The organism is Arthrobacter sp. KNU40 (assembly GCF_051515115.1).
Taxonomy (GTDB): Bacteria; Actinomycetota; Actinomycetes; order Actinomycetales; family Micrococcaceae; genus Arthrobacter.
In genome coordinates this window covers 2,930,623-2,957,479 of the sequence record NZ_CP195850.1, presented here as the reverse complement: position 1 = coordinate 2,957,479, position 26,857 = coordinate 2,930,623, and the positions used below count along the sequence as shown (strand labels likewise).

Below are 26,857 nucleotides of genomic sequence, written 5' to 3'. Positions count from 1 at the left end.
GGGGTACATTGGATTCATGAGTCTTGCCCAGGAGATCAATCGAGTCGTCGCGCCGTTTGAGGTCATTAGCGAATTCAAGCCGGCAGGCGACCAGCCGGCCGCTATCGCGGAGCTGACCGAACGGATCAACAACGGCGAGAAAGACGTCGTGCTGCTCGGCGCCACTGGTACAGGCAAGAGTGCCACCACCGCCTGGTTGATCGAACAGGTCCAGAGGCCCACTTTGGTGATGGTCCAGAACAAAACCCTGGCCGCGCAGCTCGCCAACGAGTTCCGGCAACTGCTGCCCAACAACGCGGTGGAGTACTTCGTTTCGTACTACGACTACTACCAGCCCGAAGCCTACGTTCCCCAGACGGATACCTTCATCGAGAAGGACTCCTCCGTGAATGAGGAAGTCGAGCGGCTGCGACACTCGGCCACCAACGCGCTGCTCACCCGCCGGGATGTCATCGTGGTGGCTACCGTGTCCTGCATCTACGGCCTAGGCACCCCGGAGGAATACATCGCCGGAATGGTCACGCTCACCAAGGGCGCCGAAATGAACCGGGACGATCTCCTGCGCAAGTTTGTCGGCATGCAGTACACCCGCAATGACATGGACTTCCACCGCGGCACGTTCCGCGTCCGCGGAGACACCGTGGAAATCATCCCCATGTACGAAGAGCTGGCCCTGCGCATCGAGTTCTTCGGTGACGAGATCGAGAACATTTACACGCTGCATCCGGTTACGGGCGACGTCATCCGCGAGGAAACCGAGATGTACATCTTCCCGGCCTCGCACTATGTCGCTGGTCCGGAACGCATGTCACGCGCCATCACAGCCATCGAGGGAGAGCTCGCGGAGCGGCTCAAGGTCCTCGAAGGCCAGAACAAACTGGTGGAGGCCCAGCGGCTGCGCATGCGCACCACCTACGACCTCGAGATGATGCAGCAAATGGGTTTCTGCAACGGCATCGAGAACTATTCACGCCACATCGATGGCCGCGGGTCCGGCACGGCACCGCACTGCCTCATCGACTACTTCCCGGACGACTTCCTTCTGGTCATCGACGAATCCCACGTCACGGTTCCACAGATCGGCGCGATGTACGAGGGTGACATGTCGCGCAAGCGCACCCTCGTGGACCACGGCTTCCGGCTACCTTCCGCCATGGACAACCGGCCGCTCAAGTGGGACGAATTCCTGGAACGGGTGGGCCAGACCGTCTATCTTTCCGCGACCCCCGGCAAGTACGAGCTCGGCAAGGCCGACGGGACCGTCCAGCAGATCATCCGCCCGACCGGCCTGATCGATCCCGAAGTCATCGTGAAGCCGACCAAGGGCCAGATCGACGACCTGCTTGGCGAAATCCGGTCGCGCGTGGAGCGCGACGAACGCGTGCTGGTCACTACGTTGACCAAGCGCATGGCCGAGGACTTGACCGACTACCTGCTGGGCCACGGGGTCAAGGTCCAATACCTGCACTCCGACGTCGACACACTCCGTCGCGTGGAGCTGCTCCGTGAACTCCGCATGGGCAGCTTCGACGTCCTGGTGGGCATCAACCTGCTCCGTGAGGGCCTCGACCTGCCCGAAGTGTCACTTGTCAGCATCCTCGACGCCGACAAGGAAGGCTTCCTGCGCTCGGCCACCTCCCTCATCCAGACCATCGGGCGCGCCGCCCGAAACGTCTCGGGCCAGGTCCACATGTACGCCGACCGGATCACGGACTCCATGGCCAAGGCCATCGAGGAAACCAACCGCCGCCGGGAAATCCAGGTCAAGTACAACTCGGACAATGGTGTCGATCCGCAACCGTTGCGCAAGAAGATCGCGGATATCACTGATCAGCTTGCCCGTGAAGACGCCGACACCCGCGAGTTGCTGGCCGCGGCCGGCAAGGGGGGCCGGACCGGCAAGGGCAAGGGCGCTACGAAGGTCCGGCAAGATGGCCTGGCCGCGGCGCCGGCCGAAGACCTGGTGGGATTGATCGAACAGCTGACCGAACAGATGCATGCGGCCGCCGCCGAACTCCAGTTCGAGATCGCTGCGAGGATCCGTGACGAGGTAGGAGACCTCAAGCGCGAACTGCGCCAAATGCAGTCCGCCGGGCACGCCTAGGGTAAAGTTGGGCGTACGTAGGGGAGTATCCCAAGCGCTAGGTCCGTCAACACGCAAGGCACAGACGCCTCGCCGGGCCTAGCGGATCGCCGTTTGAGCGCTGTTGCCTTTTGGCTTGGAGACGCAGGCAGGTCGGAGAGACTTACGCCGTTTTGGCGTACCTGCGAAAGGCATTTTAAATGCAACTCCCCGCCTGGTTTGAGATCGGCTCTTTTGTCGTTCTCGGAATCATCCTGCTTGTCGACCTTCTCCTGGTGGTCAAGCGTCCTCACGAACCCTCCATGAAGGAAGCAGGCCTCTGGGTCGCCTTCTACGTCACCCTTGCCTTGGTGTTCGCCGGAGCGATGTTCGTTTTTGCCGGCCCGGAGCATGGCAGCCAGTTCATCGCCGGTTGGGTGACCGAATACAGCCTGAGTATCGACAACCTCTTTGTCTTCATCATCATCATGGCGCGGTTCTCGGTGCCCCGTAAGTACCAGCAGGAAGTACTCATGGTGGGCATCATCATCGCCCTCGTCCTGCGTGGCATCTTCATTGCCCTGGGTGCCGTGGTGATTGAGCAGTTCAGTTGGGTCTTCTACATCTTCGGCGCGTTCCTCCTGTGGACAGCGTGGAAGCAGGCCACGGACAACGGCGAAGACGAGGAAGACGGCGCCGAAAACCCTTTGATTGCACGCATCCGCAAAGTTGTCCCGATGTCGGAAAAGTTCGACGGCGGCAAGCTTCGCACCACGGTCAACGGCAAGAAGCTGTTTACGCCGATGCTCATCGTCTTCGTGACCATCGGCATGACGGACCTCTTGTTCGCCGTGGACTCCATTCCGGCCATCTTCGGACTGACGCAGAGCGCCTTCATCGTCTTCACTGCCAACATCTTCGCCCTCATGGGCCTGCGCCAGCTGTACTTCCTGCTTGGCGGCCTCATGGGCAGGCTGATCTACCTCAAGCACGCATTGTCGGTCATCCTCGCGTTCATCGGCGTCAAGCTGGTCCTGCACGCCATGCACGTCAACGAACTGCCCTTCATCAACGGCGGCCACCATATTGAATGGGCTCCGGAGATTCCAACCTATGTGTCCCTCGCGGTCATCATCGGCACCATCGTTGTGGCGGTTTTCGCGAGCCTCCTGACGCCGGCCGCCAGCAAGTCCAAACTGGACGCACGGCTCGAGGAAGATTCCCGCAAGAGCATGAACAAGGTCCGTGGCCACTAAGGACTGCGGAGCCATTAACAACAGGGGAGCGTTTTGGAGCCCCGGTCATTGCCATGGCCGGGGCTCAGTTCTTACCGCGGGCCATCCCCAGGAGCCGGTTGAAGATTCCTTCGCCGTCTTCGCCGATGCCATCGTGATGAAAGTCGCCCGTGGTCCAGGGCTGCAGTCCGCGGACGGCGGCTGCGGTTTCCATGGAGAGCTGGAAGTCCACATAGATATCGTCGCGGTACACGGCAGCCGCGACGGGCACGGTGTTCGAGTTCAGCCGGGTCACATCGTAGAGGGGTTTCCAGTCTTGCTTGGCGGCCAACAGCTCGGCTACCTCCTGCAGGGGTACGAGCGCCGGATCCTGTTCGAAGTACCAGGGGTAGACCATTTCGCCCGTCAGGAGCGGCTCCGCGACGTCGGGCTGGAACTCGGGGAATTCCGCGCGCACCCGCCACGCCGCCCAGTCGGTGGCCTGCCCTTGGCCGTAGATGGACTCGTGCAGGACCGCGTACAGGGGATTCGATGCGCGGGAAACGAGCCCGTGGACCTGTTCCAGAAACGCGTCTGCGAGGCGTTCTCCCTCCCGAGAGGGCACGAAGGCATCCTCCAGGAGGGTGTGCAGGGCATCCACGCGGGCGTTCCCGCCCAGGAACGATCCCACCATTTGGAAGCGTTCCGTGGTGAGGCGTTCTCCGCTGGGCAGCCGCTCCTCCGTGGATTCCAGATGCCGCGCAATCCGGGTAACCAGCTTGCGGTCCTCCGGATACCACGCGAAGTATTCCGCGTTCCGTTCCGCAACCCGTTGGAAGGTGGCCCGGTAGACGCGCTCGGCCGGACCTTCCAACGGGGCCAGCCCTCCCGTGATGAGTACTTCGCTCAACCCTTCCGGCGCGAAGGACAGGTATGTCAGCGCACAGAAACCGCCGAAGCTCTGACCCAGGACTGTCCACGGCTCCGAGCCCAAGGTCATCCGGATGAGTTCGGCGTCGGCCACGATCGAATCTGCCCGGAAATGCGTGAGGTAGTCCGCCTGCGCCGCGGCATCGCCGCGGAGCGGCAAGGTATTGCGGTCCGCCGGAGTGGACAGTCCCGTGCCCCGTTGATCCAGCATCAGGATACGGAAACTCCTCGCGGCAGCCTTCATCCAACCGGATAAGGACGTGGTCCGGGTTCCGCGTCCGCCGGGCCCGCCCTGGAGGTAGAGCAACCACGGCAGCCGCGACGCGTCCTGCTCCGAGTGCTCCGCGGAGACGAACTCGCGGGCGAAGACGGTGATCGTCTCCGCGTTGCCTGGAGCTTCCTCACCGGACGCCCAATGGTCGAGGGGAACCGTGAAGAAGTGCTCCGTGGTGCGGACACCACGGAATTCGTGGCGTGCCCGGACGGTGTGGGCCCCTTGCTGGACCGCATGTTCAGCCACGCGCTCAGCCACGAGCCATCACCTTGGCATCGCTGCCGAAGGCACCCAGCGCCTCGCCGGTCAACCGGAAGGTCGACCAGCCGTCCATCGGAACGGCACCGAGGCCGCGGTAGAAGTTGATGGACGGTTCATTCCAATCCAGGACGCTCCATTCCACCCGCGCGTAACCGCGTTCGACGGCGGTGGCGGCCAGATGCTGCAGGAGCGCCTTCCCGTGGCCCTCGCCGCGCGCATCGGGCGTGACGTAGAGGTCCTCGAGGTAGATGCCGTGGACGCCTTCCCACGTGGAGTAGTTCAGGAACCACAAAGCGAATCCCTGCACGTCTCCTGCCCCGTTTTCCGCCATGTGCGCATACACCCGCGGATTTGCGCCGAACAAAGCCTCGGTGAGCATTTCCGGCGTGTTCTTCACGGCGTCGGGCTCTTTTTCATAGACCGCAAGCTCGTGGATCATCTGCAGGATCGCAGGGACATCGGACACTGTGGCAGGGCGGATAACACTCATGGTTCGAGCTTACTAGGCGCCTAGAGGCGGTTGACCGCGGTCACCTTGACCACGGCGGTGCCGCTCTCGTCGGAGGCCGCCAGATCCACTTCGGCGGAAACGCCCCAGTCATGGTTGCGGGCCGGGTCATCGAAAATCTGCCGCACCCGCCAGATGCCGGGTTCCTCAGTGATCATAAGGAGTCCCGGGCCCCGGGCGTCGGGGCCGGTTCCAATGTCGTCGTGTTCGTCGAAGTAGTCGTCCAAAGCGTCTTCCCAGCGCTCCGCATCCCAGCCGCTGCCGGCGTCGAGCTCGCCCAACGCGGCCGCGTCCTCGTCCGCGAACAACTCGACCCGCCGGAACATTTCGTTGCGGACCATGACCCTGAAGGCGCGGATGTTGGACGTGAGCGACGGCGGGGGAGGCGGCGGAGCGTCGTGCGGGGTCGGAGCCACTCCGGAGGTGAGCTCTTCCCACTCGTCGAGCAGGCTGGAGTCGACTTGGCGGACCAGTTCACCCAGCCAGGCGATGAGGTCCTCGAGGTCTTCGCGGAGCGAGTCCTGCGGGACCGTCTGGCGCAGCGCCTTGAAGCCATCGGCCAGATACCGCAGCACGATCCCCTCGGAGCGGGCCAGACCGTAGAACTGGACGAACTCGCCGAAATTCATGGCGCGCTCGTACATGTCCCGGACCACCGACTTGGGAGCCAGTTCGAAGTCGCCCACCCACGGTGCGGCCTTGCGGTACACCTCGAATGCTTCGCCCAGGATCTCCGCCAAAGGCTGCGGGTAGCTGACTTCTTCAAGCATCGCCATGCGTTGGTCGTAGTCAATGCCGTCGGCCTTCATCGCGGCGACCGCTTCGCCGCGGGCCTTCTTCTGCTGCGCAGAGAGAATCTGCCGGGGTTTCTCGAGGGTTGCTTCGATCACGGACACTACGTCCAAGGCGTACGACGGCGACTCCGGATCCAGCAGCTCGAGCGCGGCAAGGGCAAACGGTGAGAGCGGCTGGTTCAAGGCGAAGTTGGCTTGCAGGTGAACGGTCAGCCGGACGGAACGGCCTTCTTTCTCCTGCTCGGCCTCGGGAATGCGCTCAACCACTCCGGCTGCCAACAGCTCGCGGTAGATACTGAGGGCCTTCTTCATGAGCTGCAGTTGCGCGGGCCGTGTCTCGTGGTTTTCGGTGAGCAGACGGCGGGCAGCGGCGAAGGGGTCGCCGGGGCGCTCCATCAAGTTGAGCAGCATTGCATGCGTCACGGTGAAACTCGAGGTCAACGGGTCCGGCACGGACTCCACCAAACGGGTGAAGGTGGGCTTCCCCCAGGAGACGAAGCCTTCCGGCGGCTTCTTCCGCACGACTTGCCGCAGTTTCTTCTGGTCGTCGCCGAACTTCGCGGTGGCCTTCGCCATCGCCTTCGCGTTCTCCACGACGTGTTCGGGAGCCTGCACAACGACTGTTCCGGCAGTGTCATAGCCCGCGCGGCCGGCGCGGCCGGCGATTTGGTGGAATTCCCGGGAGTTCAGCACCCGGGTGCGGACGCCGTCGTATTTGCTGAGAGCCGTCAGGAGGACCGTGCGGATGGGAACGTTGATCCCGACCCCGAGCGTGTCGGTGCCGCAAATGACCTTCAAGAGTCCTGCCTGTGCCAGTTGCTCCACGAGGCGGCGGTACTTGGGCAGCATGCCGGCGTGGTGGACGCCGATGCCGTGGCGGACCAGCCGGTTCAGGGTCTTGCCGAAGCCGGCGGCGAACCTGAAACCGGCGATCAGCTCGGCAATCTTGTCCTTCTCCTCGCGGGTGCACATGTTGACGCTCATGAGGTTCTGGGCCCGCTCGATGGCTTCGACCTGGCTGAAATGCACTACATACACGGGAACCTGCTTGGTGCTCAGCAGTTCCTCAAGGGTTTCGTGGACCGGCGTTTCCTGGAAGTAGTAGTGGAGCGGGATGGGGCGTTCGGCCGAACTGACGGTGGTGGTGGGCCGTCCGGTGAGTTCCCCCAGGCCGGTTTCGAAGCGGCTGACGTCTCCCAGGGTGGCCGACATCAGCAGGAATTGCGCCTGGGGGAGTTCCAGTAGCGGCACTTGCCACGCCCAACCGCGCTGGGGATCGGAGTAGAAGTGGAATTCGTCCATGACCACCGTGCCAAGCTCGGCTTCCTTGCCTTCGCGCAAAGCGATATTGGCGAGGATTTCGGCGGTGCAGCAGATGATCGGGGCATCCTGGTTGACTCCCGAATCGCCCGTGATCATGCCAACGTTCTCGGCTCCGAAAATGTCGCAGAGGGCGAAGAACTTCTCGGAGACCAAGGCCTTGATGGGGGCGGTGTAGTAGCTGCGCATACCGCGGGACATCGCTTCGAAGTGCGCGGCGATCGCCACAAGGGACTTCCCGGAACCGGTGGGGGTTGCCAGGATGACATTGGAGCCAGACGCGAGTTCCATGATGGCCTCGTCCTGGGCGGGGTACAGCTGAAGCCCGCGGCTCTCCGCCCATTCGACGAAGCGTGTGTAGATTTCGTCCGGGTCAACGCGTCCGCTGTCGGGGAGCTGCTCAAGAAGTTTCATTGCCTTCCAGCTTAGTGTGAGTGGAGCGGACGACGGAGACCGACAATGGAGGATGCAGTGAAGTGGGATCCAGCCAAGTACGTCGAGTTCGGCAATTACCGCGACCGGCCGTTTTTTGACCTGACCTCGAGGATCCTGGCGGAGGACCCCCGGCACGTCGTGGATCTGGGCTGCGGACCGGGGAACTTGACGGCGACCCTCGCGTCGCGGTGGCCGGATGCCGCCGTCGTCGGGCTGGACTCCTCCGAGGAAATGCTGGCCAAAGCCCGGGTCCTCGCTGCCGCGCAACCGGGGCTTTCGTTCGCGCCGGCCGACATTGCCGAGTGGACACCGGAAGCGGACACCGACGTCGTGGTCAGCAATGCAGCGCTGCAGTGGGTGCCGGGGCACCTGGCGATGCTCGCCACCTGGCTCGAAGCGCTGAAACCGGGCGCATGGTTTGCGCTCCAAGTCCCCGGAAACTTCGGTGCGCCTTCCCACGTGCTCATGCGCGAACTGGCCGCCTCACCGAAGTGGTCCGGAAGGCTGTGCGGTGTGCTGCGCCATGACGACGCGGTGGGGGAACCGGCCGACTACCTGCGGATCATGCTCGACGCCGGACGCGGCGCCGACGCCTGGGAAACCATTTACCAGCAACTTCTGCCGGGAGCCGATCCTGTCCTCGAGTGGGTGCGCGGGACCGGCCTGCGGCCAGTGCTAGCGGCACTTCGCGAAGACGAGGCACGCGACTTCGAAAACGAATACGCGGCCGCGCTCCGCGAGGCATATCCACGGGGCCGGCACGGGACCGTGTTTGCCTTCCGCAGGGTTTTTGCGGTGGCACAAAAGCTAGGCTGAGCGGTCCCACGTCCAAAGGACGCCGGAAGTGCCGCAATTGCAAGGTTTCGCACTGTGTTCTGAACTACAATGGCAACGCGATCTCGGGGTGGCATCGTGCGGAATCCGCTACTCCGGAGGCCAACGATTGGAGGCAGTGTGCTGGCATCTTTGCTGTTGCAGCGCCTCGCCCCCTATAAGGCCCACGTGCTGGCCATCGTTCTCCTCCAGCTTGTCCAGACCGGTGCCACACTCCTCCTGCCCACCTTCAATGCCAAGATCGTCGACGACGGCCTGGTCGCCGGTAACAGCGAGGTGATTCTGCGCCTGGGCGCCTGGATGCTGGTTCTTACGGTGATCCAGGTGCTTGCCGCAGTGCTCGCAGGCTACCTTGGAGCGATTGTCGCCATGAAGGTTGGCCGCGGGCTGCGGCGGGAACTCTTCGACAAAATTCATTCCCTGCCCGATCAAGACGTCGCAGCCTTCGGACCGGCCAGCCTCGTGGTCAGGACCACCAATGACGTCCTGCAGCTGCAGAACATCACGGTGCTCGTTTTCGGCATGCTCGTGGCAGCGCCCGTCATGGGCATCGGAGGCGTGATCCTGGCAGTCGAACAGGACGTTGCCCTGTCCTGGATTGTTTTCGCCATCGTTCCCGTGCTGCTGATCATCATGCTGTTGATTGTCCGCAAGCTCGTCCCGCTGTATCGCGAGGGCCAAGGACTGGTGGATCGGATCAATGGCGTGCTCCGCGAACAGATCCTGGGGACCGCGGTCATCCGTGCCTTTGTCCGCCAGCCGTTTGAGATGAAACGGTTCGAGGCCGCCAACGACGCCCTGACAAAGAACAATCTCCGTTCTGCCCGGATCGTCGCGGCCATGCTTCCGCTCGTCATGACCGTGGTCAACCTTTCTTCCGCGGGCGTGGTCTGGCTTGGCGGGCACCGCATCATCGCCGGCGACATGCAGCTGGGTGCGCTCACTGCATTTATCGCTTACATCATGCAGATCCTCCTCGCGATCATGATGGCAATGTATGTATTAAGCACGGCGCCCCGGGCGGCTGTCAGCGCTGAACGCGTCACCGAAGTGCTCAATACGGAATCCGAAATTGTCCTGCCGGGAAACAGCGCCGGTGGGATGGTGGCTCGCCCCTCGCGGTCGGAAGGCCTGCGTTTCGACAGCGTGGTTTTCGCCTACCCGGGAGCCGAAACGCCCGTATTGGACAGCATTACCTTCCGCGCGGCTCCGGGGACTACGACGGCGGTCATCGGCTCCACGGGAAGCGGCAAGTCGACCATCGTCAGCCTTGTGCCGAGACTCCTCGAAGTGAGCAGTGGAAGCATCACGCTCGACGGCCGGGACATCGCGACCTTTCCGCTCGGGGCTTTGCGTGACCAGCTCGGCGTCGTGCCCCAGGAGAGCTGGCTGTTCCGCGGCACCATCGCCGAGAACCTTCGGATTTCACTACCGTCGGCGACGGATTCGCAATTGTGGCATGCCCTTGAGACGGCCCAAGCCGCGGATTTCGTGAACGAGTTGCCTCAAGGACTGGAAACCACGTTGTCCCAGGGCGGCGCCGGTCTGTCCGGCGGTCAGCGACAGCGCTTATGCATAGCTCGTGCAATTCTGCGCCGCGCATCCGTCTACCTGTTTGACGATAGCTTCTCGGCGCTGGACACAGTGACGGAAGCAAAGCTCCGTGCCGCGCTTGAACCGGAACTCCGCGGGGCGACCGTCATCCTTGTCGCCCAGCGCGTCAATACCGTGGTGTCGGCGGACCAGATACTGCTCATCGACGAGGGCCGCCTGGTGGCACAAGGAACTCACGACGAACTTCTTGAGTCCTCGGTGACCTACCGGGAAATCGTAGCGTCCCAGCTGGAAACGGAAGAAGCCGCGTGAGCAGCGAAGGCGAGCACCTCGCCGTCACAGCGAAACCGTCGCGTTCGCTCCTCCGCCTGGTGGGCTTGATGAAGCCCTCCCGGGGAATCATGACAACGGCGATCCTGTGCATCTGCGGCTTTGTCACGCTCAATGTCGCCGCCCCCAAGATACTCGGTGACGCCACCGACGTCATCGCGGCAGCGGTGTTCGGCGCGCAGTTCGACGCCGGGCGCTTCGTCTTCCTGTTGCTCCTGGCTGCAGGCATGTATTGCGTCACCTCGTTGCTCAGCTGGGCGCAGGGCCGCCTCAACGCCCTCGCCGTGCAGCGGCTTGCATACGACCTCCGCGAAGCCGTGGAAGCGAAACTGCACCGGCTTCCCGTGGCCTATTACGACGGCCGCTCCCGGGGCGACGTCTTGAGCCGCGCCACGAACGACCTCGACAACGTGTCGCAGACGCTCAACCAGCTCCTTTCCCAGCTCCTGACCTCAACGCTGATGGTCATAGGTTCCCTCGGGATGATGCTGCTGCTTTCGCCGCTTCTCGCCCTCGTGTCCCTGCTGGCCGTTCCGGTTTCGGCGCTGGCGTCGATTGTCGTGACCCGACGCTCGCAGAAATACTTCGTCCGGCAGTGGGAAGCCACGGGGGACGTGAACTCCCTCGTGGAGGAGACAGCCACAGGTCATGAGACCATCAAGCTTTTCAACGCCCAGTCGTCGATGGCCGTCCGCTTCGCTGACCACAACGACGGCCTGTACGCCGCCAGTTCCAAGGCGCAGTTCGCTTCGGGGTTGCTGGTACCCCTCATGGCCTTCGTGTCGAACGCCAGCTACGTGGGGGTTGCCATTGTTGGTGCACTCCAGTTCCTCGCCGGGGCGATGAGCATCGGCGGCATTCAAGCGTTCATCCAATTCAACCGGCTCTTCAGCCAGCCGCTGGGCCAGATCGGCGGAATGGCCCAGGTCCTGCAATCGTGCGCAGTTTCCGCCAGCAGGGTCTTCGAGCTGTTGGACGCCGCTGAACTAACACGGGAACCGGAGGAACCGGACGACGGTGCGCGCGCCGTCGCCGGTTCGGCCTTCGATTCCCGGTTTGATGCCCCTTCGGGGCGGGTTGCCTTTGAACGTATCTCCTTCCGCTACAGGCCGGACGCGCCCCTGATCGAGGACCTGTCCTTCCACGTGGAACCGGGACAGACGGTGGCAATCGTCGGGCACACCGGAGCGGGGAAGACCACGCTGATCAGCCTCCTCATGCGTTTCCACGAACTCGGCTCCGGAAGGATCACCATCGACGGCGTGGACATCGCCGGCATGGGACGTGATGCGCTCCGCCGGAATTTCGGCGTCGTTCTCCAGGATCCGTGGATTTTCACCGGCACCATCCGGGAGAACATTGAGTATGGACTTCCGGGCGCCAGCGAGGCAGAGATCGTGGCCGCAGCCGAGGCGAGCCATGTTGACCACTTTGTCCGCTCGCTGCCCAACGGTTACTCAACCATGCTCAGCAACGGAGGCGATCCCCTCAGCCAGGGCCAGAGGCAATTGCTCAGCATCGCGCGCGCACGGCTCTCGGGCCGCCCCATTCTGATCCTGGACGAGGCGACAAGTTCGGTCGATACCCGCACGGAAGTCCTTATCCGCCAAGCGCTGCACAGACTGCGGAGCAACAAGACGTCATTCGTCATTGCGCACCGCTTGTCCACCATCCGCGACGCTGATCTAATTCTCGTCATGGACCACGGACGGATCGTTGAACACGGCACCCATCATTCGCTATTGGAGCTTGGCGGGCACTACACCCACTTGCACGAAGCTCAGTATGCCGCCGGTGGCGGCGAACTCGCCGCGATGCCGGTGAAGTCCGCGAAGCATCGCGCCGGCCAGGGGGAGAGGGAAGCCTCATGAGTCCGCTTGAGTTTCCCGGTTCGTGGCGTCCCAGTCAGTCCAGCACGGTCGCCCTGTATGAACAGCTTCGGCTCCGCATCATCGAGTTGGCCGACGGCGGTACCTTGGCTGTCGGTACCAAACTTCCCGCGGTGCGCAGCCTGGCCGAACGGTTGGATGTCGCCCCCCACACGGTGGCCCGGGCCTACAAGGAACTTGAAGCTGCCGGGGTAGTCGCCACTCGTGGCCGCAATGGAACCGTGGTGTGCGCCCGGGATGACCGCTGGAGCGCATTGGCAGGCGTGGCTGCGAGCTACTCGGCGGCGGCCAAAGCGCAGGGCGCCAGTTTCGCGGAGGCTGTGCAGCTTCTGGCGGCCGCCTACGACGCCGATTGATACCTGCCGGTAGGCTGCGGGAAGCCACATGGAAATTCGAAGAAGTTTTCGATTAGCATTAGTGGGTGCCTAAAGCCGTAGCTGAAGTCCCCGCCGTCGAATCCTTCGCAAGCGTTACCGCGCATCAACCTGCCGCGCCGGTAAGACATGACCTGTCCCGGCTCGTGGTCAAGGGAGCGCGGGAACACAACCTGCGCAACGTCGATCTTGACCTTCCCCGTGACGCCATGATCGTTTTCACGGGCTTGTCAGGATCAGGCAAGTCGTCCTTGGCCTTCGACACCATCTTCGCCGAGGGCCAGCGCCGGTACGTGGAGTCATTGTCGGCTTATGCCCGCCAGTTCCTGGGCCAAGTGGACAAACCGGACGTGGATTTCATCGAGGGCCTTTCCCCGGCGGTCTCGATCGACCAGAAGTCGACGAGCAAGAACCCGCGTTCCACCGTGGGCACCATCACCGAGATCTACGACTACATGCGCCTTCTCTGGGCACGAGTCGGCCGGCCGCATTGCCCGGTGTGCCACGAACCGATCACGCGCCAGACGCCGCAGCAGATCGTCGACCAGCTCCTGGAACTCGAATCCGGCACCCGCTTCCAGATCCTTGCTCCCGTTGTCCGCGGACGCAAGGGTGAATTCGTCGAACTCTTCAAAGAGCTCACCGCCAAGGGATACTCGCGTGCCCGGGTGGACGGAGATCTCGTCCAGCTGAGCGATCCGCCCAAGCTCGGCAAGCAATTCAAGCACTCCATTGAAGTGGTGGTGGACCGGCTGGTGGTCAAGGAAGGGATCAGCCAACGGCTGACCGACTCGATCGAAACCGCGCTCGGACTTGCGGAAGGCCGGGTGCTGGTCGAGTTCGTGGATCTCGACGCCGAGGACCCCGCACGGATCCGGGCCTTCTCCGAAAACCTTGCGTGCCCCAATGAGCACCCGCTGGCCATCGACGAAATCGAGCCCCGGTCCTTCTCGTTCAACAACCCCTTCGGCGCATGTGCCGCCTGCAGCGGCATCGGCACCAAGCTTGAAGTCGATGAAGAATTGGTAGTCCCCAACCCGGAACTTTCCTTGAACCAGGGGGCCATCGCGCCTTGGTCGCTGGGTACTGCCACCACGGAGTACTGGAACCGGCTCCTGGAGGGCCTGGCCTTGGAGCTCGACTTCTCCATGGACACCCCGTGGGAAAAGCTGTCGCAGGAAGTCCGGCAGACGGTGCTGCATGGCAAGGACCACAAGGTAGTTGTCCAGTACCGCAACAGGTTCGGCCGGGAGCGCAAGTACAGCACCGGCTTCGAAGGCGCCATCCAGTACGTCCATCGCAAGCACGGCGAAACGGATTCCGACTGGGCGCGCGACCGCTACGAAGAGTACATGCGGCAGGTTCCCTGCCCTGCCTGCAACGGTGCCCGGCTTAATCCGGCGTCGTTGTCCGTTACGATCAACGGCAAGTCCATCGCCGAAGTTGCAGCCCTTCCGATGCGGGACTGCGCGGACTTCCTCGGCAGCCTCACTCTCACCGACCGCGAAGCCCAGATTGCCCACCAGGTTCTCAAGGAGATCCAGGCACGCCTGACGTTCCTGCTCGATGTGGGGCTCGAATACCTGAATCTCGAACGGCCGTCCGGGACCTTGTCCGGCGGTGAGGCCCAGCGCATCCGGCTTGCCACGCAGATCGGCTCCGGCTTGGTCGGCGTCCTGTATGTCCTGGACGAGCCGTCCATCGGGCTGCACCAGAAGGACAACCGCCGCCTCATCGAAACGCTCACCCGGTTGCGTGATCTCGGCAACACGCTGATCGTCGTCGAACACGACGAAGACACCATCCAGGAGGCCGACTGGGTAGTGGACATCGGACCTGGCGCCGGCGAGCACGGTGGCCAAGTGGTGCACTCCGGTTCTTACAAGGAACTCCTGGAAAATACGAACTCGCTGACCGGCGACTATTTGTCCGGACGGCGCAAGATCGACATTCCGGCAAAGCGGCGCAAATATGACAAGAAGCGCGAGCTCAAAGTCATCGGCGCACGCGAAAACAACCTGAACAACATTGACGCCACCTTCCCGCTGGGTCTCTTCACGGCCGTCACTGGCGTCAGTGGTTCAGGGAAGTCCACCCTGGTGAACGAGATCCTGTACAAGGTTCTCGCCAACAAGCTCAACGGTGCAAAGCAAGTCGCCGGCCGGCATCGTTCCGTGGCAGGCCTTGAGCACCTCGACAAGGTGGTCCACGTGGACCAGAGCCCTATCGGGCGGACCCCACGTTCCAACCCCGCCACCTACACCGGCGTCTTCGACAACATCCGGAAGCTTTTCGCGGAAACCACCGAAGCCAAGGTCCGCGGATACCAGCCTGGCCGCTTCTCCTTCAACGTCAAGGGCGGCCGCTGTGAAGCATGCTCCGGCGACGGCACCCTGAAGATCGAGATGAACTTCCTGCCGGACGTGTATGTTCCGTGCGAGGTGTGCCATGGCGCCCGGTACAACCGGGAAACCCTCGAAGTCCATTACAAGGGCAAGACCATCGCGGACGTCCTCAACATGCCCATCGAGGAGGGTGCCGAGTTCTTTGCCGCTTTCACCCCCATCGCGCGGCATTTGAACACCCTCGTCGACGTCGGTCTCGGCTATGTGCGGCTCGGTCAGCCCGCTACTACGCTTTCCGGTGGCGAGGCGCAACGCGTGAAGCTGGCCTCGGAACTGCAGAAGCGTTCGAACGGCCGGAGCGTCTACGTTTTGGATGAGCCCACTACAGGCCTCCACTTCGAGGACATCCGCAAGCTGCTCATGGTGCTGCAGGGGCTGGTGGACAAGGGCAACACGGTCATCACCATCGAACACAACCTTGACGTCATCAAGTCCGCCGACTGGATCGTGGACCTTGGCCCCAATGGCGGTTCAGGCGGCGGGCGCGTCGTGGCAACGGGCACGCCGGAACAGGTTGCCAAGTCCACGGAAAGCCATACCGCTACCTTCCTCGCGGAGATTCTCGGCTAGTCCTGTGTGAACGGCCGGGGAATATTCCGGGGACGATCGAAGTATTCCTTGGCCGGCATGTGAGTTTCAGGCATGCCTCAACTCGTGAGAAACTAACCCGGTGACTCAAACAATGGTGCCCGTAATCTTTGATCTGGACGGCACCCTTGTCGATCCTGCAGGTGGCATAACAGGCGGCATCGCCGCGGCCCTGGGCGAAATGGGCCTCCGTGTGCCGGATCAAGCGGTGCTGGACTCCATGGTTGGACCCAAGCTCAGCGATTCCCTGGAGCACATTGCCGGGGTTCCCACAGGAAAAGTCGACGAAGTCATTGGGCTGTACCGCAGCTATTACCGTTCCGTCGGAATCGCTCAAAGCCGGCTCTATCCTGGTATCCGGGAGCTCCTGCAGTTCTTCGCAGAGTCGCGGCGGCCGGTTGCCGTGGCCACCCAGAAACCACAAGGCTTGGCGCACATCGTGTTGGAGCACCACGGCATTGCCGGCTTCTTTGCCTCGATCTGCGGTGCGCCGGACGACGAGTCAATGGCCGCCAATACAGCTCCGGGTAAGGTGGCAATTGTTGGTGCTGCGCTGGCCACGTTGCGTTCCCAGCCTGCGGTGATGGTCGGAGACCGCCACCAGGATGTTGCCGGTGCCATGGCCAATGGCCTTGACTGCATCGGGGTCAGTTGGGGATTTGCGCCCGACGGCGAACTTCAGGAGGCAGGCGCCGTCGCCGTTGTGGACACGGCGGCACAGCTGCTGAAGAAGATCGAAGAACTTGACGCTGTCCGCGCGGCGGCCCTGAGCGAGGTGCAGAACGATGGAAGCCTTTGATGTCATCCGCTGGACCACGCGCGGACTGATTTCCAGCACTTGCCGGCCCACGGTCATCGGGCTGGAAAACGTGCCCAAGGAAGGGCCCTTCATTGTGGCCCCGAACCATTTGTCTTTTCTGGACAGTGTGATCGTCCAGGCCTTGATGCCGCGCCCGGTGGGCTTCTTTGCCAAGGCCGAGTACTTCACCACCAAGGGCTTCAAAGGCCGCGCGATGAAGGCGTTCTTCCAGGCAGTTGGATCGATTCCGGTGGAACGCGGAGAGCAAGCAGCCAGTGTGCAGGCCCTCAAGACCCTCCTGGACATCCTGGAGAACGGCCGGGGCATCGGTATCTATCCCGAGGGGACCCGCTCCCGGGACGGCTTGCTCTACCGCGGGCGTACCGGGGTCGGCTGGCTTGCCCTGACCACGGGGGCGCCTGTGGTGCCGGTCGGCCTCATCGGCACGGACAAGCTGCAGCCCGTGGACCGCAACACCGTCCGTCCGCAGCATTTCACCATGAAGGTCGGCGAGCCGCTGTACTTCGAGAAGACCGGTCCGGACCATTCGCTGCCGGCCAGGCGCGAAGTAACTGACAAGATCATGGATGCCATTGCGGTGTTGAGCGGCCAGGAACGTTCCACCAGTTACAACCAGAGCAAGTCCGCGGAGTAGCTTCGGGCGGGCTGGCCGGCCCGTACGGGGGAGTGCGATTCCCTTACTAGACTGGATCTGTGGCAGATCCAGCGAGTTATCGACCCCAGACGGGAGAAATCCCCACCACCCCCGGCGTCTATCGGTTCCGGGATCCGCACGGCCGTGTCATCTACGTTGGCAAGGCGAAGAACCTCCGCTCCCGGCTGAACTCGTACTTCGCCAACCCTGCGGGCTTGCTGCCGAAGACGCATGCGATGGTGCACGCGGCCAGCAGCGTCGAATGGACGATGGTGGGCAGCGAGCTTGAGTCGCTTCAGCTCGAATACACCTGGATCAAGGAATTCAAGCCGCGCTTCAACGTCGTCTTCCGCGATGACAAGACCTATCCGTACCTCGCCGTGAGCATGGCGGAGAAGCTCCCGCGGGTCCAGGTCATGCGCGGGGAGCGCCGCAAGGGCACCCGCTACTTCGGGCCGTACACGGCCGGTGCAATCCGCGAAACCATGGACACCTTGTTGCGGGTCTTTCCGGTCCGCAGCTGCAGTCCGGGCGTGTTGAAGCGCGCCCAGGCCAGCGGCCGGCCATGCTTGCTGGGCTACATCGACAAATGCTCGGCCCCGTGTGTCGGCCGTGTCACCGCCGAGGAGCACCGGGCCATCGCGGAAGACTTCTGCTCGTTCATGGGTGGCGAAGCCAAACGCTTCATCACCCGCCTCGAAAAGGACATGGGCGCTGCCGTCGCCGAGCTGGACTACGAACGGGCAGCCCGGCTCCGGGACGACATCATCGCCCTCCGCAAAGTGTTCGAGCGCAACGCCGTCGTGCTCTCCGAAGACACCGACGCGGATGTCTTCGCCCTGCACGATGACGACCTTGAGGCTTCCGTGCAGGTATTCCACGTCAGGGGTGGCCGGGTGCGCGGCCAGCGGGGCTGGGTCGTGGAAAAAGTCGAGGACGCCACCACCCCGGAGCTCATCGAGCACCTGTTGCAGCAGGTCTACGGAGAGGACAGCGACAACCAAGGCCGTATTCCGCGCGAAGTCCTCGTGCCGGAGATTCCGAGCAACCACCACGAACTGCTTGAATGGCTCGGCGGCCTCAGGGGCGCCAAGGTGGATATCCGGGTGCCGCAGCGCGGGGACAAGGCTGCCCTCATGTCCACCGTCCGCGAAAACGCCGAGCAGGCGCTGAAGCTCCACAAAGTCCGGCGGGCGGGCGATATCACCGTGCGCTCCCTGGCACTCCAGGAACTGCAGGAAGCGCTCGATCTTCCCGTGCCCCTGCTCCGGATCGAGTGCTACGACATTTCCCATGTGCAGGGCACCAACGTGGTTGCGTCCATGGTGGTGGTGGAGGACGGCCTCCCCAAGAAATCCGACTACAGGAAGTTCTCCATCACGGGTGCGGCGGCAAGCGACGATACCGCTGCGATGCACGACGTCCTGACCAGGCGCTTCAGGCATTACCTGCAGGATAAGTCCGCCCAGCTCCCCAAGAGTGGGGAGGTTCCGAACCCTGGCGCCGGGGAACCGTCGTCGCCGGATGATGCTGCCCTCACGGGAGCCAAAGCGAAATTCGCCTATCCGCCCAACCTCGTCGTCGTCGACGGCGGGCAGCCCCAGGTGAATGCCGCCGCGCGGGCACTCGCGGAGCTGGGGATCGACGACGTCTACGTCGTGGGCCTGGCCAAGCGCCTCGAAGAAGTCTGGTTGCCGGACAGCGACTTCCCGGTGATTCTGCCCCGCACATCGCAGGGGCTCTACTTGCTCCAGCGCATCCGCGACGAAGCCCACCGTTTCGCCATCACCTTCCACCGGCAGAAGCGTGGAAAGGCGATGACTGTGTCCGCGCTCGACGGCGTTCCGGGCCTCGGCGAGGCCAAACGGAAGGCGCTCGTGGCGCATTTCGGTTCGCTCAAGAAGATCAAGGCGGCAACGGCCCTTGAGCTCACTGCCGCGAAGGGGATCGGCCCGGCATTGGCGGAAGCGGTCGTCAGCCATCTGGCGGCAGCCAGCGCCTCCGGAGAAGCCGCTCCCGCAGTAAACATGACCACCGGCGAAATCCTTGAAATTTAGCTAGGGTAATAAGCGGACCCCTCCTCAAGGGGTCCGCTTATGGACCATCCCACAAACTTTGGACCATCTCAGAAACGGGGAAACTTGATGTCAGAGTCAACAGCAGGATCCGGCGCGGAGCAGGACGGTCTCATCCCCGTCAAGCCTGTCGAAGCGGAACTGCTGGTGGTGACTGGCATGTCCGGAGCAGGCCGCAGCACCGCCTCGGACGCCCTGGAAGACCACGGCTGGTACGTCGTCGAAAACCTCCCGCCGCAGATGCTGGGGACGCTTGCCGAAATCGTCTCGCACGCGCCGCAGTCCATTCCCAAACTCGCCGTCGTCGTGGACGTGCGCAGCAAAGGACTCTTCACCGATATCAGGACGGCGCTCGGCGCCCTCAGCGCAAGCGGAATCACCTTCCGTGTCCTCTTCCTTGATGCCAGCGACAACGTCCTGGTGCGGCGCTTCGAGCAGGGCCGCCGCCCGCATCCGCTCCAAGGCGGTGGCCGGATCCTGGACGGCATCGCGGCGGAACGCGACGTCCTGAAGGAACTCCGGGAATCGGCCGACGTGGTCCTGGACACGAGTACGTACAACGTCCACGGCCTGGCAACCGCCATCACCGAACTCTTCACCGACACAGGCCCTGTGGCGTTGCGCTTGAACGTCATGAGCTTCGGCTTCAAATACGGGCTGCCCGTGGACGCCAACTTCGTGGCGGATGCACGCTTCATCCCCAACCCGCACTGGGTTCCGAAATTGCGTCCGCACACGGGACTCGACGCCGATGTCAGCGACTACGTCTTGGGGGCCGCGGGCGTGAAGGACTTCGTTGACCGCTATGTCCTTGCCTTGGAGCCCGTCCTGGACGGCTATCGGACAGAAAACAAGCACTACGCCACCATCGCTGTTGGTTGCACGGGCGGCAAGCACCGTTCGGTCGCGGTCGCCGTCGAACTTTCGAAGCGGCTCGCGCAATATCCCCGGGTCACCGTCACCACAAGCCACCGCGATCTGGGTCGCGAATAATGGGGGTGCTGACCGGACCCCTGCCGCTGGTTCCACCGAAGGGTACCCCTGGCAGCCAGCCGGCCAAGGGCCCATCGGTTGTGGCACTCGGCGGCGGACACGGGCTTTCCGCGTCGTTGTCGGCATTGCGCCTCCTGACCTCCGAGCTCACCGCGATTGTCACCGTTGCCGACGACGGCGGATCCTCCGGGCGGTTGCGCCAGGAGTACGGCGTCCTTCCGCCCGGCGACCTTCGAATGGCGCTGAGCGCCCTTTGTGACGACACCGATTGGGGACGCACCTGGCGGGACGTCATGCAGCATCGCTTCAAGACTCCGAGCGGACGCCAGGGCTCCTTGGACGATCACGCCATGGGGAACCTGCTCATCGTCACCCTTTGGGAGCTTCTGGGCGACGCAGTGGCGGGATTGAAATGGGCAGGCGCCCTTCTGGGTGCCCGTGGCCAGGTCCTCCCGATGTCCACCCAGCCGCTGAACATCGAGGGCGACGTCCGCGTGCCCTTGCCGGGGGGCGGGTACGAGTTCCAGGTCGTCAAAGGCCAGGCCAAGTGCGCCGTTGCCGGATCGCTCGAAAACGTGAGGCTCCTCCCGGAGGACGCGCGCGCGTGCATCGAAGCGCTGACTGCAATCGAGCTTGCGGACTGGATCATTCTGGGTCCCGGCTCCTGGTACACGTCCGTGTTGCCGCATTTGCTGTTGCCCGAAATGCGCCAGGCTTTGTGCGACACTCCCGCCAAACGCTGCCTCACCATGAACCTCGCCATGGACACCAAGGAAACCTCCGGGATGTCCGCCGCGGATCATCTGGATGCCTTGCGCCACTACGCGCCGGAGTTCAGCGTGGACGTCGTCCTGGCCGATCCGACCTCGATATCGGACCTCAAGGACTTCGAACGCGCTGTCGGGATGATTGGTGCGGAGGTGGTCTTGGGTAAAGTGGGGGCGTCGAGCCGCCGTCCAGTCCACGACCCGTTGCGTCTGGCATCGGCGTACCACGATATCTTCGGGAATAGTTAGGAACATGCGATGGCACTGACCGCATCGGTCAAGGAAGAACTTTCCCGGCTGGACATCAAGAAGTCGTCCGTCCGCAAGGCCGAAGTCTCGGCCATGCTGCGTTTTGCCGGCGGACTGCACATCATTTCTGGGCGCATCGTGATCGAGGCTGAGGTTGACCTCGCCTCCACGGCGCGGCGGCTGCGCGCCGCGATCGCGGAAGTCTACGGGCACCAGAGCGAGATCATCGTCGTCTCCGGCGGGGGACTCCGCCGCGGCAGCCGCTACGTTGTCCGCGTAGTGCGCGACGGCGAAGCCCTGGCCCGCCAGACCGGCCTCCTGGACGGACGTGGACGGCCTGTGCGTGGCTTGCCGTCCGCCGTCGTCAACGGTTCGGCGTCGGACGCGGAGGCTGTGTGGCGCGGGGCGTTCCTGGCCCACGGATCCCTTACCGAACCCGGCCGGTCCTCCTCGCTCGAGGTCACGTGTCCCGGCCCGGAGTCGGCGCTTGCCCTGGTGGGGGCCGCCCGTCGCCTCGGTATCCAGGCCAAGGCGCGGGAAGTGCGCGGCGTGGATCGCGTCGTCATCCGTGACGGCGACACCATCGCCGCGCTGCTCACCCGGATGGGCGCCCATGACGCCCTCATGGTGTGGGAGGAGCGCCGCATGCGGAAGGAAGTCCGGGCCACGGCCAACCGCCTCGCGAACTTCGACGACGCAAACCTGCGCCGCTCTGCCCAGGCCGCCGTCGCGGCCGGCGCCCGCGTGGACAGGGCTTTGGAAATCCTGGGCGACGACGTTCCGGACCACCTCAAATACGCCGGTGAACTCCGGGTGGCCCACAAGCAGGCCAGCCTGGATGAATTGGGCCGGCTTGCCGATCCGCCCATGACCAAGGACGCCATCGCGGGGAGGATCCGCCGGCTCCTGGCCATGGCGGACAAGCGGGCCGGGGACCTGGGAATCCCGGGTACCGAGGCAAATGTGACCCCCGAAATGATGGACGAATAAAGCACCCGCCCTAGAATCGTCAGGGTGTAGATTTCCGGCCGGTTCGCCGGTCGGATGAACAAAACGAGAGTTACCAACCGGACCCCGGTCCACTACATTGGAGGATTTCGTGACAGAGTACGTACTGCCCGAGCTCGGCTACGACTATGCAGCACTTGAGCCGCACATTTCGGCGAAGATCATGGAGCTGCACCACAGCAAGCACCACGCTGCCTATGTAGCAGGCGCCAACAATGCTTTGGCCCAGTTGGCCGAGGCCCGCGACAAGGGCGACTTCGCCAACATCAACCGCCTCTCCAAGGACCTCGCGTTCCACACCGGCGGCCACATCAACCACTCCGTGTTCTGGAACAACATCTCCCCGGACGGCGGCGACAAGCCCGAGGGCGAGCTGGCTGCAGCCATTGACGACGCCTTCGGTTCCTTCGATGCATTCCGGGCCCAGTTCTCGGCAGCCGCGCTCGGCCTGCAGGGATCCGGCTGGGGCTTCCTCGCCTACGAGCCCATCGGCGGCAACCTCCTCATCGAGCAGCTCTACGACCAGCAGGGCAATGTCGCAGTCGGCACCACCCCCCTGCTCATGCTGGACATGTGGGAGCACGCCTTCTACCTGGATTACGTCAACGTCAAGGCAGACTACGTCAAGGCCTTCTGGAACATCGTCAACTGGGCCGACGTCGCGAAGCGCTTCGAAGCAGCCCGCGCGAACGCCACCGGTCTGATCGTTCTTTAGGGAACTCCGCCCGAGCCGGTGAGTGACGCGGAATACACAGGGATGTAACAAACTTCACATTCAGGTGAATTTCGCCCAAATACCGGATTGTCTGCCCCCGCAGTTGCGGGGGCAGACGTAGTTAAACGTAAGATGGGTCACGGAAGGCGGTTAGCCTTCAGCAATGTGGCTGGTCGCCCTCCGATCTGATAATCACTTCTGCCCAATGATGTGCGGGAATTGTTAGTTGGAATCAAGATCCGACTCACTAGGTGTGCTTGCAAGAGCACCAAGGAGACTGAAATAGTGACCACCCGTATTGGTATCAACGGCTTTGGCCGCATCGGCCGCAACTACTTCCGCGCAGCACTCGCCCAGGGTGCAGACCTCGAAATTGTTGCGGTCAACGACCTCACGAGTCCCGAGGCACTTGCCCACCTTTTGAAGTACGACTCCGTCGGCGGTCGCCTGACCCAGACTGTTGAAGTCAAAGAGGGCAACCTCATTGTCGACGGCAGCATCATCAAGGTCCTTGCAGAGCGCGATCCTGCGAACCTCCCCTGGGGTGAACTGGGCGTCGACATCGTCATCGAGTCCACCGGCTTCTTCACCAAGGCTGCGGCCGCACAGAAGCACATCGATGCAGGTGCCAAGAAGGTCCTGATCTCCGCTCCCGCTTCGGACGAAGACATCACCATCGTCATGGGCGTCAACCACGAGCTCTACGACCCCGCTGCACACCACATCATTTCCAACGCTTCCTGCACCACCAACTGCCTCGGCCCCCTGGCCAAGGTCGTCAACGACGCCTTCGGCATCGAGCGCGGCCTCATGACCACGGTGCACGCCTACACGGCGGACCAGAACCTGCAGGACGGCCCGCACAGCGACCTCCGCCGTGCGCGCGCCGCAGCGATCAACATGGTTCCCACCTCCACCGGTGCTGCCAAGGCGATCGGCCTGGTTCTTCCGGAGCTCAAGGGCAAGCTTGACGGCTACGCCATCCGCGTCCCGGTCCCGACCGGTTCCGCCACGGACCTGACCGTCACGGTTTCCCGCGAAGTGACCGTTGAGGAAGTCAACGCGGCTCTCAAGGCTGCTTCGGAGACCGAGCAGTTCAAGGGCATCCTTAGCTACACGGCAGATCCGATCGTCTCTTCGGACATCGTCGGCGACCCCTCGTCTTCGATCTTCGACTCCGGCCTCACCAAGGTCATCGGCAACCAGGTCAAGGTTGTTTCCTGGTATGACAACGAATGGGGCTACTCCAACCGCCTCGTTGACCTCACGGAGCTCGTCGCATCCAAGCTGGGCTAGGGTAGACACATGACATCTCACACCCTCAACGAACTGATCGCTGAAGGTGTCCGCGGGCGGTACATTCTTGTCAGAAGTGACCTGAATGTGCCGCTCGACGGCTCTACGGTGACCGACGACGGCCGCATCAAGGCCTCCCTCCCGGTCATCGAAAAGCTCTCGGACGCCGGTGCCCGCGTACTCGTCGCGGCCCACCTGGGACGCCCCAAGGGCTCTCCCGAGGCCAAGTATTCGCTCAAGCCTGCTGTTGCACGGCTTGCGGAGCTCGCGCCATTCAAGGTCCAGCTCGCGGAAGACACTGTTGGTGAGTCCGCCAAGGAGCTGGCCGGGTCCCTGGACGACGGGGACGTCCTCGTCCTGGAGAACGTCCGCTTCGACGCCCGCGAAACCAGCAAGGACGACGCGGAGCGCGGCGCCTTCGCCGATGAACTCGTGGCGCTGACCGGTGAGAACGGCGCCTTCGTGGATGACGCCTTCGGTGCCGTCCACCGCAAGCACGCCAGCGTGTACGACGTCGCCACGAAACTTCCCTCCTACCAGGGTGACCTCGTGCACACCGAGGTGGAGGTTCTTCGCAAACTCACCACGGATACCCAGCGCCCGTACGTCGTCGTCCTCGGCGGCTCCAAGGTCTCGGACAAGCTCGCGGTGATCGACAACCTCCTGGGCAAGGCCGACACCATCCTCGTCGGTGGCGGAATGCTCTTCACCTTCCTCGCAGCGGTTGGTCACAAGGTCGCGGGCAGCTTGCTTGAAGCTGACCAGATTCCCGTGGTCCAGGACTACCTCAAGCGGGCTTCCGACGCCGGAACCGCTTTTGTCATCCCGACTGACGTCGTGGTCGCAAGCCGCTTCGCCGCTGACGCCGAGCACGAAGTGGTCGCCGCGGACGCGATCGAGGACAGCGCGTTCGGCGCCTCAGGTATTGGCCTGGACATCGGACCGGTATCAGCGGCGGCTTTCGCCGAGCAGATCAAGGCCGCCAAGACCGTGTTCTGGAACGGCCCCATGGGCGTCTTTGAATTCGAGGCCTTCTCGGGCGGCACCCGTGCCATTGCCCAGGCTTTGACCGAGACGCCGGCATTCACCGTGGTGGGCGGCGGCGACTCCGCCGCAGCGGTCCGGACCCTCGGCTTTGAGGACTCCCAGTTCGGACACATTTCCACCGGCGGCGGCGCCAGCCTGGAATACCTTGAAGGCAAGGATCTTCCCGGCCTGAGCGTTCTGGACCGCTAAGGCTACAAAGCCGGCGGGGCGCCCTTCCTGGAAGGGAAGCGTCCCGCCGGCTTCCCTATCTCAACGCATCTTTGGAGCACACGTGACAACTTCTGCCAACGGAAACTTCATCCGCAAGCCCTTCATTGCCGGTAACTGGAAGATGAACATGGACCACGTCCAGGGCATCACCTTGCTGCAGAAGCTGGCATGGACCCTCTCCGACGCCAAGCACGACTACAGCCGGGTAGAGGTTTCGGTCTTCCCGCCCTTCACCGACCTGCGCGGTGTGCAGACCCTCGTCCAGGGCGACGAACTGGACGTCGTCTACGGCGGACAAGACCTTTCGCAGTTCGACTCCGGAGCCTACACCGGCGATATCTCCGGCCAGTTCCTCAACAAGCTCGGTTGCGCCTACGTCCTGGTGGGCCACAGCGAACGCCGCACCATCCACAACGAGGATGACCAGGTCCTCAACGCGAAGGTCAAAGCAGCCTTCCGCCACGACGTCACGCCGGTCTTGTGTGTCGGCGAGGGCCTTGAGATCCGCCAGGCCGGCACCCATGTGGAGCACACGCTGGCCCAGTTGCGCGCCGGAGTCGACGGCCTCGCCGCAGATCAGGCAGCCGAGCTGGTTGTCGCGTACGAGCCTGTCTGGGCCATCGGGACGGGCGAAGTCGCCGGTCCCGAAGACGCACAGGAGATGTGCGCCGCGATCCGTTCGGAGCTCGCATCCTTGTTCGACGATGCCGTGGCCGCCAAGACCCGCCTCCTCTACGGCGGTTCGGTCAAGGCCAGCAACGCGGCAGCGATCATGGCCGAAAGCGACGTCGACGGTCTGCTGGTGGGTGGCGCGAGCCTGGACCCCGCCGAGTTTGCTAACATTGTCAGGTTCGAGAGCCACCTCAACGCGGCTTAGTCCGTTTTAGGTTCCGCTCCCGTTTTCCGTTCTTCTGAAAGGCCGTCGTGGACGTTCTTCAAGTCATTCTGCAGATCCTGCTGGGCATTACCAGTCTTCTGCTGACGCTGCTCATCCTCCTCCACAAGGGGCGTGGCGGCGGGTTGTCCGATATGTTTGGCGGTGGCATGAGCTCAGGATTGAGTTCTTCAGGTGTCGCAGAGCGAAACCTCAACCGCTTCACCATCGTCTTGGGCTGCACTTGGGGCGTCGTGATCATCGGGCTTGGCCTCATCATGCGTTTCACCACGGGCGGAGACTCCTAGCACTGCCGCCGTCGGATCCTCGCACTCGAGGTGTCCTCTCATTAGACTAGGCTGCATGGCCTTCAGCGCCATGCAGCCGAACTCTCAAG

At 63.2% G+C, this 26,857-nt stretch carries 21 protein-coding genes; 18 read left to right on the top strand and 3 right to left on the bottom strand.

Annotated elements, in window-relative coordinates; all coding sequences use genetic code 11:
- Nucleotides 1-16 precede the first annotated feature (16 nt).
- Entirely contained in the window at nucleotides 17-2,104 is a 2,088-nt protein-coding gene (uvrB, locus tag ACSKT0_RS13645; protein WP_437770281.1) for an excinuclease ABC subunit UvrB, read from the top strand.
- Between the two features lie 179 nt (nucleotides 2,105-2,283).
- Nucleotides 2,284-3,318, top strand: a complete 1,035-nt coding sequence (locus ACSKT0_RS13640) for a TerC family protein (RefSeq protein ID WP_437770280.1) — start codon at nucleotides 2,284-2,286, stop codon at nucleotides 3,316-3,318.
- 64 nt (nucleotides 3,319-3,382) lie between these two features.
- Here ACSKT0_RS13640 and ACSKT0_RS13635 read toward each other — a convergent pair whose 3' ends face one another.
- The 3 genes from ACSKT0_RS13635 to ACSKT0_RS13625 are packed head-to-tail and all read right to left on the bottom strand — an operon-like array spanning nucleotide 3,383 to nucleotide 7,777.
- Complete coding sequence (locus ACSKT0_RS13635) at nucleotides 3,383-4,738, bottom strand: alpha/beta fold hydrolase (protein WP_437770279.1); 1,356 nt, start codon at nucleotides 4,736-4,738, stop codon at nucleotides 3,383-3,385.
- Nucleotides 4,731-5,231, bottom strand: a complete 501-nt coding sequence (locus tag ACSKT0_RS13630) for an N-acetyltransferase family protein (RefSeq protein ID WP_437770278.1) — start codon at nucleotides 5,229-5,231, stop codon at nucleotides 4,731-4,733. The genes ACSKT0_RS13635 and ACSKT0_RS13630 overlap by 8 nt, the downstream gene beginning before the upstream one ends.
- Nucleotides 5,232-5,251: 20 nt before the next feature.
- Nucleotides 5,252-7,777: a DEAD/DEAH box helicase gene (locus ACSKT0_RS13625; protein WP_437770277.1), complete on the bottom strand. Its 2,526-nt coding sequence runs from the start codon at nucleotides 7,775-7,777 to the stop codon at nucleotides 5,252-5,254.
- Between the two features lie 57 nt (nucleotides 7,778-7,834).
- Here ACSKT0_RS13625 and ACSKT0_RS13620 point away from each other — a divergent pair, with 57 nt between their 5' ends.
- The 16 genes from ACSKT0_RS13620 to secG all read left to right on the top strand — a co-directional run bounded on the left by ACSKT0_RS13620 (nucleotide 7,835) and on the right by secG (nucleotide 26,768).
- Complete coding sequence (locus ACSKT0_RS13620) at nucleotides 7,835-8,614, top strand: trans-aconitate 2-methyltransferase (RefSeq protein WP_437770276.1); 780 nt, start codon at nucleotides 7,835-7,837, stop codon at nucleotides 8,612-8,614.
- A gap of 138 nt (nucleotides 8,615-8,752) precedes the next feature.
- Nucleotides 8,753-10,498 (top strand): ABC transporter ATP-binding protein, encoded by a 1,746-nt coding sequence (locus ACSKT0_RS13615; protein WP_437770275.1) that lies wholly within the window; start codon nucleotides 8,753-8,755, stop codon nucleotides 10,496-10,498.
- Complete coding sequence (locus ACSKT0_RS13610; RefSeq protein ID WP_437770274.1) at nucleotides 10,495-12,387, top strand: ABC transporter ATP-binding protein; 1,893 nt, start codon at nucleotides 10,495-10,497, stop codon at nucleotides 12,385-12,387. Before ACSKT0_RS13615 ends, ACSKT0_RS13610 begins: the two co-directional genes overlap by 4 nt.
- Nucleotides 12,384-12,761, top strand: coding sequence for a GntR family transcriptional regulator (locus tag ACSKT0_RS13605; protein ID WP_437770273.1), 378 nt, complete (start codon nucleotides 12,384-12,386; stop codon nucleotides 12,759-12,761). Before ACSKT0_RS13610 ends, ACSKT0_RS13605 begins: the two co-directional genes overlap by 4 nt.
- A 65-nt stretch (nucleotides 12,762-12,826) precedes the next feature.
- On the top strand, nucleotides 12,827-15,754 hold the full coding sequence (uvrA, locus tag ACSKT0_RS13600) for an excinuclease ABC subunit UvrA (protein ID WP_437770272.1): 2,928 nt from the start codon (nucleotides 12,827-12,829) through the stop codon (nucleotides 15,752-15,754).
- Nucleotides 15,755-15,854: 100 nt separating this feature from the next.
- The gene (locus ACSKT0_RS13595) at nucleotides 15,855-16,571 is read left to right on the top strand and encodes an HAD hydrolase-like protein (RefSeq protein WP_437770271.1); all 717 of its coding nucleotides are present in this window, start codon (nucleotides 15,855-15,857) and stop codon (nucleotides 16,569-16,571) included.
- On the top strand, nucleotides 16,558-17,226 hold the full coding sequence (locus ACSKT0_RS13590; protein ID WP_059389285.1) for a lysophospholipid acyltransferase family protein: 669 nt from the start codon (nucleotides 16,558-16,560) through the stop codon (nucleotides 17,224-17,226). The genes ACSKT0_RS13595 and ACSKT0_RS13590 overlap by 14 nt, the downstream gene beginning before the upstream one ends.
- Before the next feature lie 59 nt (nucleotides 17,227-17,285).
- Complete coding sequence (uvrC, locus tag ACSKT0_RS13585; protein WP_437770270.1) at nucleotides 17,286-19,283, top strand: excinuclease ABC subunit UvrC; 1,998 nt, start codon at nucleotides 17,286-17,288, stop codon at nucleotides 19,281-19,283.
- 87 nt (nucleotides 19,284-19,370) lie between these two features.
- The gene (gene rapZ / locus ACSKT0_RS13580; protein WP_234749478.1) at nucleotides 19,371-20,294 is read left to right on the top strand and encodes an RNase adapter RapZ; all 924 of its coding nucleotides are present in this window, start codon (nucleotides 19,371-19,373) and stop codon (nucleotides 20,292-20,294) included.
- On the top strand, nucleotides 20,294-21,310 hold the full coding sequence (locus ACSKT0_RS13575; protein WP_437770269.1) for a gluconeogenesis factor YvcK family protein: 1,017 nt from the start codon (nucleotides 20,294-20,296) through the stop codon (nucleotides 21,308-21,310). The genes rapZ and ACSKT0_RS13575 overlap by 1 nt, the downstream gene beginning before the upstream one ends.
- Nucleotides 21,311-21,319: 9 nt before the next feature.
- On the top strand, nucleotides 21,320-22,300 hold the full coding sequence (gene whiA / locus ACSKT0_RS13570; protein WP_133202987.1) for a DNA-binding protein WhiA: 981 nt from the start codon (nucleotides 21,320-21,322) through the stop codon (nucleotides 22,298-22,300).
- A 109-nt stretch (nucleotides 22,301-22,409) separates the two neighbouring features.
- Nucleotides 22,410-23,033: a superoxide dismutase gene (locus tag ACSKT0_RS13565; RefSeq protein ID WP_059389282.1), complete on the top strand. Its 624-nt coding sequence runs from the start codon at nucleotides 22,410-22,412 to the stop codon at nucleotides 23,031-23,033.
- Between the two features lie 285 nt (nucleotides 23,034-23,318).
- Nucleotides 23,319-24,329, top strand: a complete 1,011-nt coding sequence (gap, locus tag ACSKT0_RS13560; protein ID WP_345451940.1) for a type I glyceraldehyde-3-phosphate dehydrogenase — start codon at nucleotides 23,319-23,321, stop codon at nucleotides 24,327-24,329.
- A 9-nt stretch (nucleotides 24,330-24,338) separates the two neighbouring features.
- The gene (locus tag ACSKT0_RS13555; RefSeq protein WP_437770268.1) at nucleotides 24,339-25,565 is read left to right on the top strand and encodes a phosphoglycerate kinase; all 1,227 of its coding nucleotides are present in this window, start codon (nucleotides 24,339-24,341) and stop codon (nucleotides 25,563-25,565) included.
- 82 nt (nucleotides 25,566-25,647) lie between these two features.
- On the top strand, nucleotides 25,648-26,463 hold the full coding sequence (gene tpiA, locus ACSKT0_RS13550; RefSeq protein WP_437770267.1) for a triose-phosphate isomerase: 816 nt from the start codon (nucleotides 25,648-25,650) through the stop codon (nucleotides 26,461-26,463).
- Nucleotides 26,464-26,510: 47 nt separating this feature from the next.
- Nucleotides 26,511-26,768 (top strand): preprotein translocase subunit SecG, encoded by a 258-nt coding sequence (secG, locus tag ACSKT0_RS13545; protein ID WP_234749463.1) that lies wholly within the window; start codon nucleotides 26,511-26,513, stop codon nucleotides 26,766-26,768.
- Nucleotides 26,769-26,857 lie beyond the last annotated feature (89 nt).

What these genes read in the sequence shown, in the direction of transcription:
- uvrB (WP_437770281.1), top strand. Translation starts at nt 17, where the DNA reads ATGAGTCTTGCCCAGGAGATCAATCGAGTCGTCGCGCCGTTTGAGGTC.
- ACSKT0_RS13640 (WP_437770280.1), top strand. Translation starts at nt 2,284, where the DNA reads ATGCAACTCCCCGCCTGGTTTGAGATCGGCTCTTTTGTCGTTCTCGGA.
- ACSKT0_RS13630 (WP_437770278.1), bottom strand. Translation starts at nt 5,231, where the DNA reads ATGAGTGTTATCCGCCCTGCCACAGTGTCCGATGTCCCTGCGATCCTG.
- ACSKT0_RS13625 (WP_437770277.1), bottom strand. Translation starts at nt 7,777, where the DNA reads ATGAAACTTCTTGAGCAGCTCCCCGACAGCGGACGCGTTGACCCGGAC.
- ACSKT0_RS13605 (WP_437770273.1), top strand. Translation starts at nt 12,384, where the DNA reads ATGAGTCCGCTTGAGTTTCCCGGTTCGTGGCGTCCCAGTCAGTCCAGC.
- ACSKT0_RS13590 (WP_059389285.1), top strand. Translation starts at nt 16,558, where the DNA reads ATGGAAGCCTTTGATGTCATCCGCTGGACCACGCGCGGACTGATTTCC.
- rapZ (WP_234749478.1), top strand. Translation starts at nt 19,371, where the DNA reads ATGTCAGAGTCAACAGCAGGATCCGGCGCGGAGCAGGACGGTCTCATC.
- ACSKT0_RS13575 (WP_437770269.1), top strand. Translation starts at nt 20,294, where the DNA reads ATGGGGGTGCTGACCGGACCCCTGCCGCTGGTTCCACCGAAGGGTACC.
- whiA (WP_133202987.1), top strand. Translation starts at nt 21,320, where the DNA reads ATGGCACTGACCGCATCGGTCAAGGAAGAACTTTCCCGGCTGGACATC.
- ACSKT0_RS13555 (WP_437770268.1), top strand. Translation starts at nt 24,339, where the DNA reads ATGACATCTCACACCCTCAACGAACTGATCGCTGAAGGTGTCCGCGGG.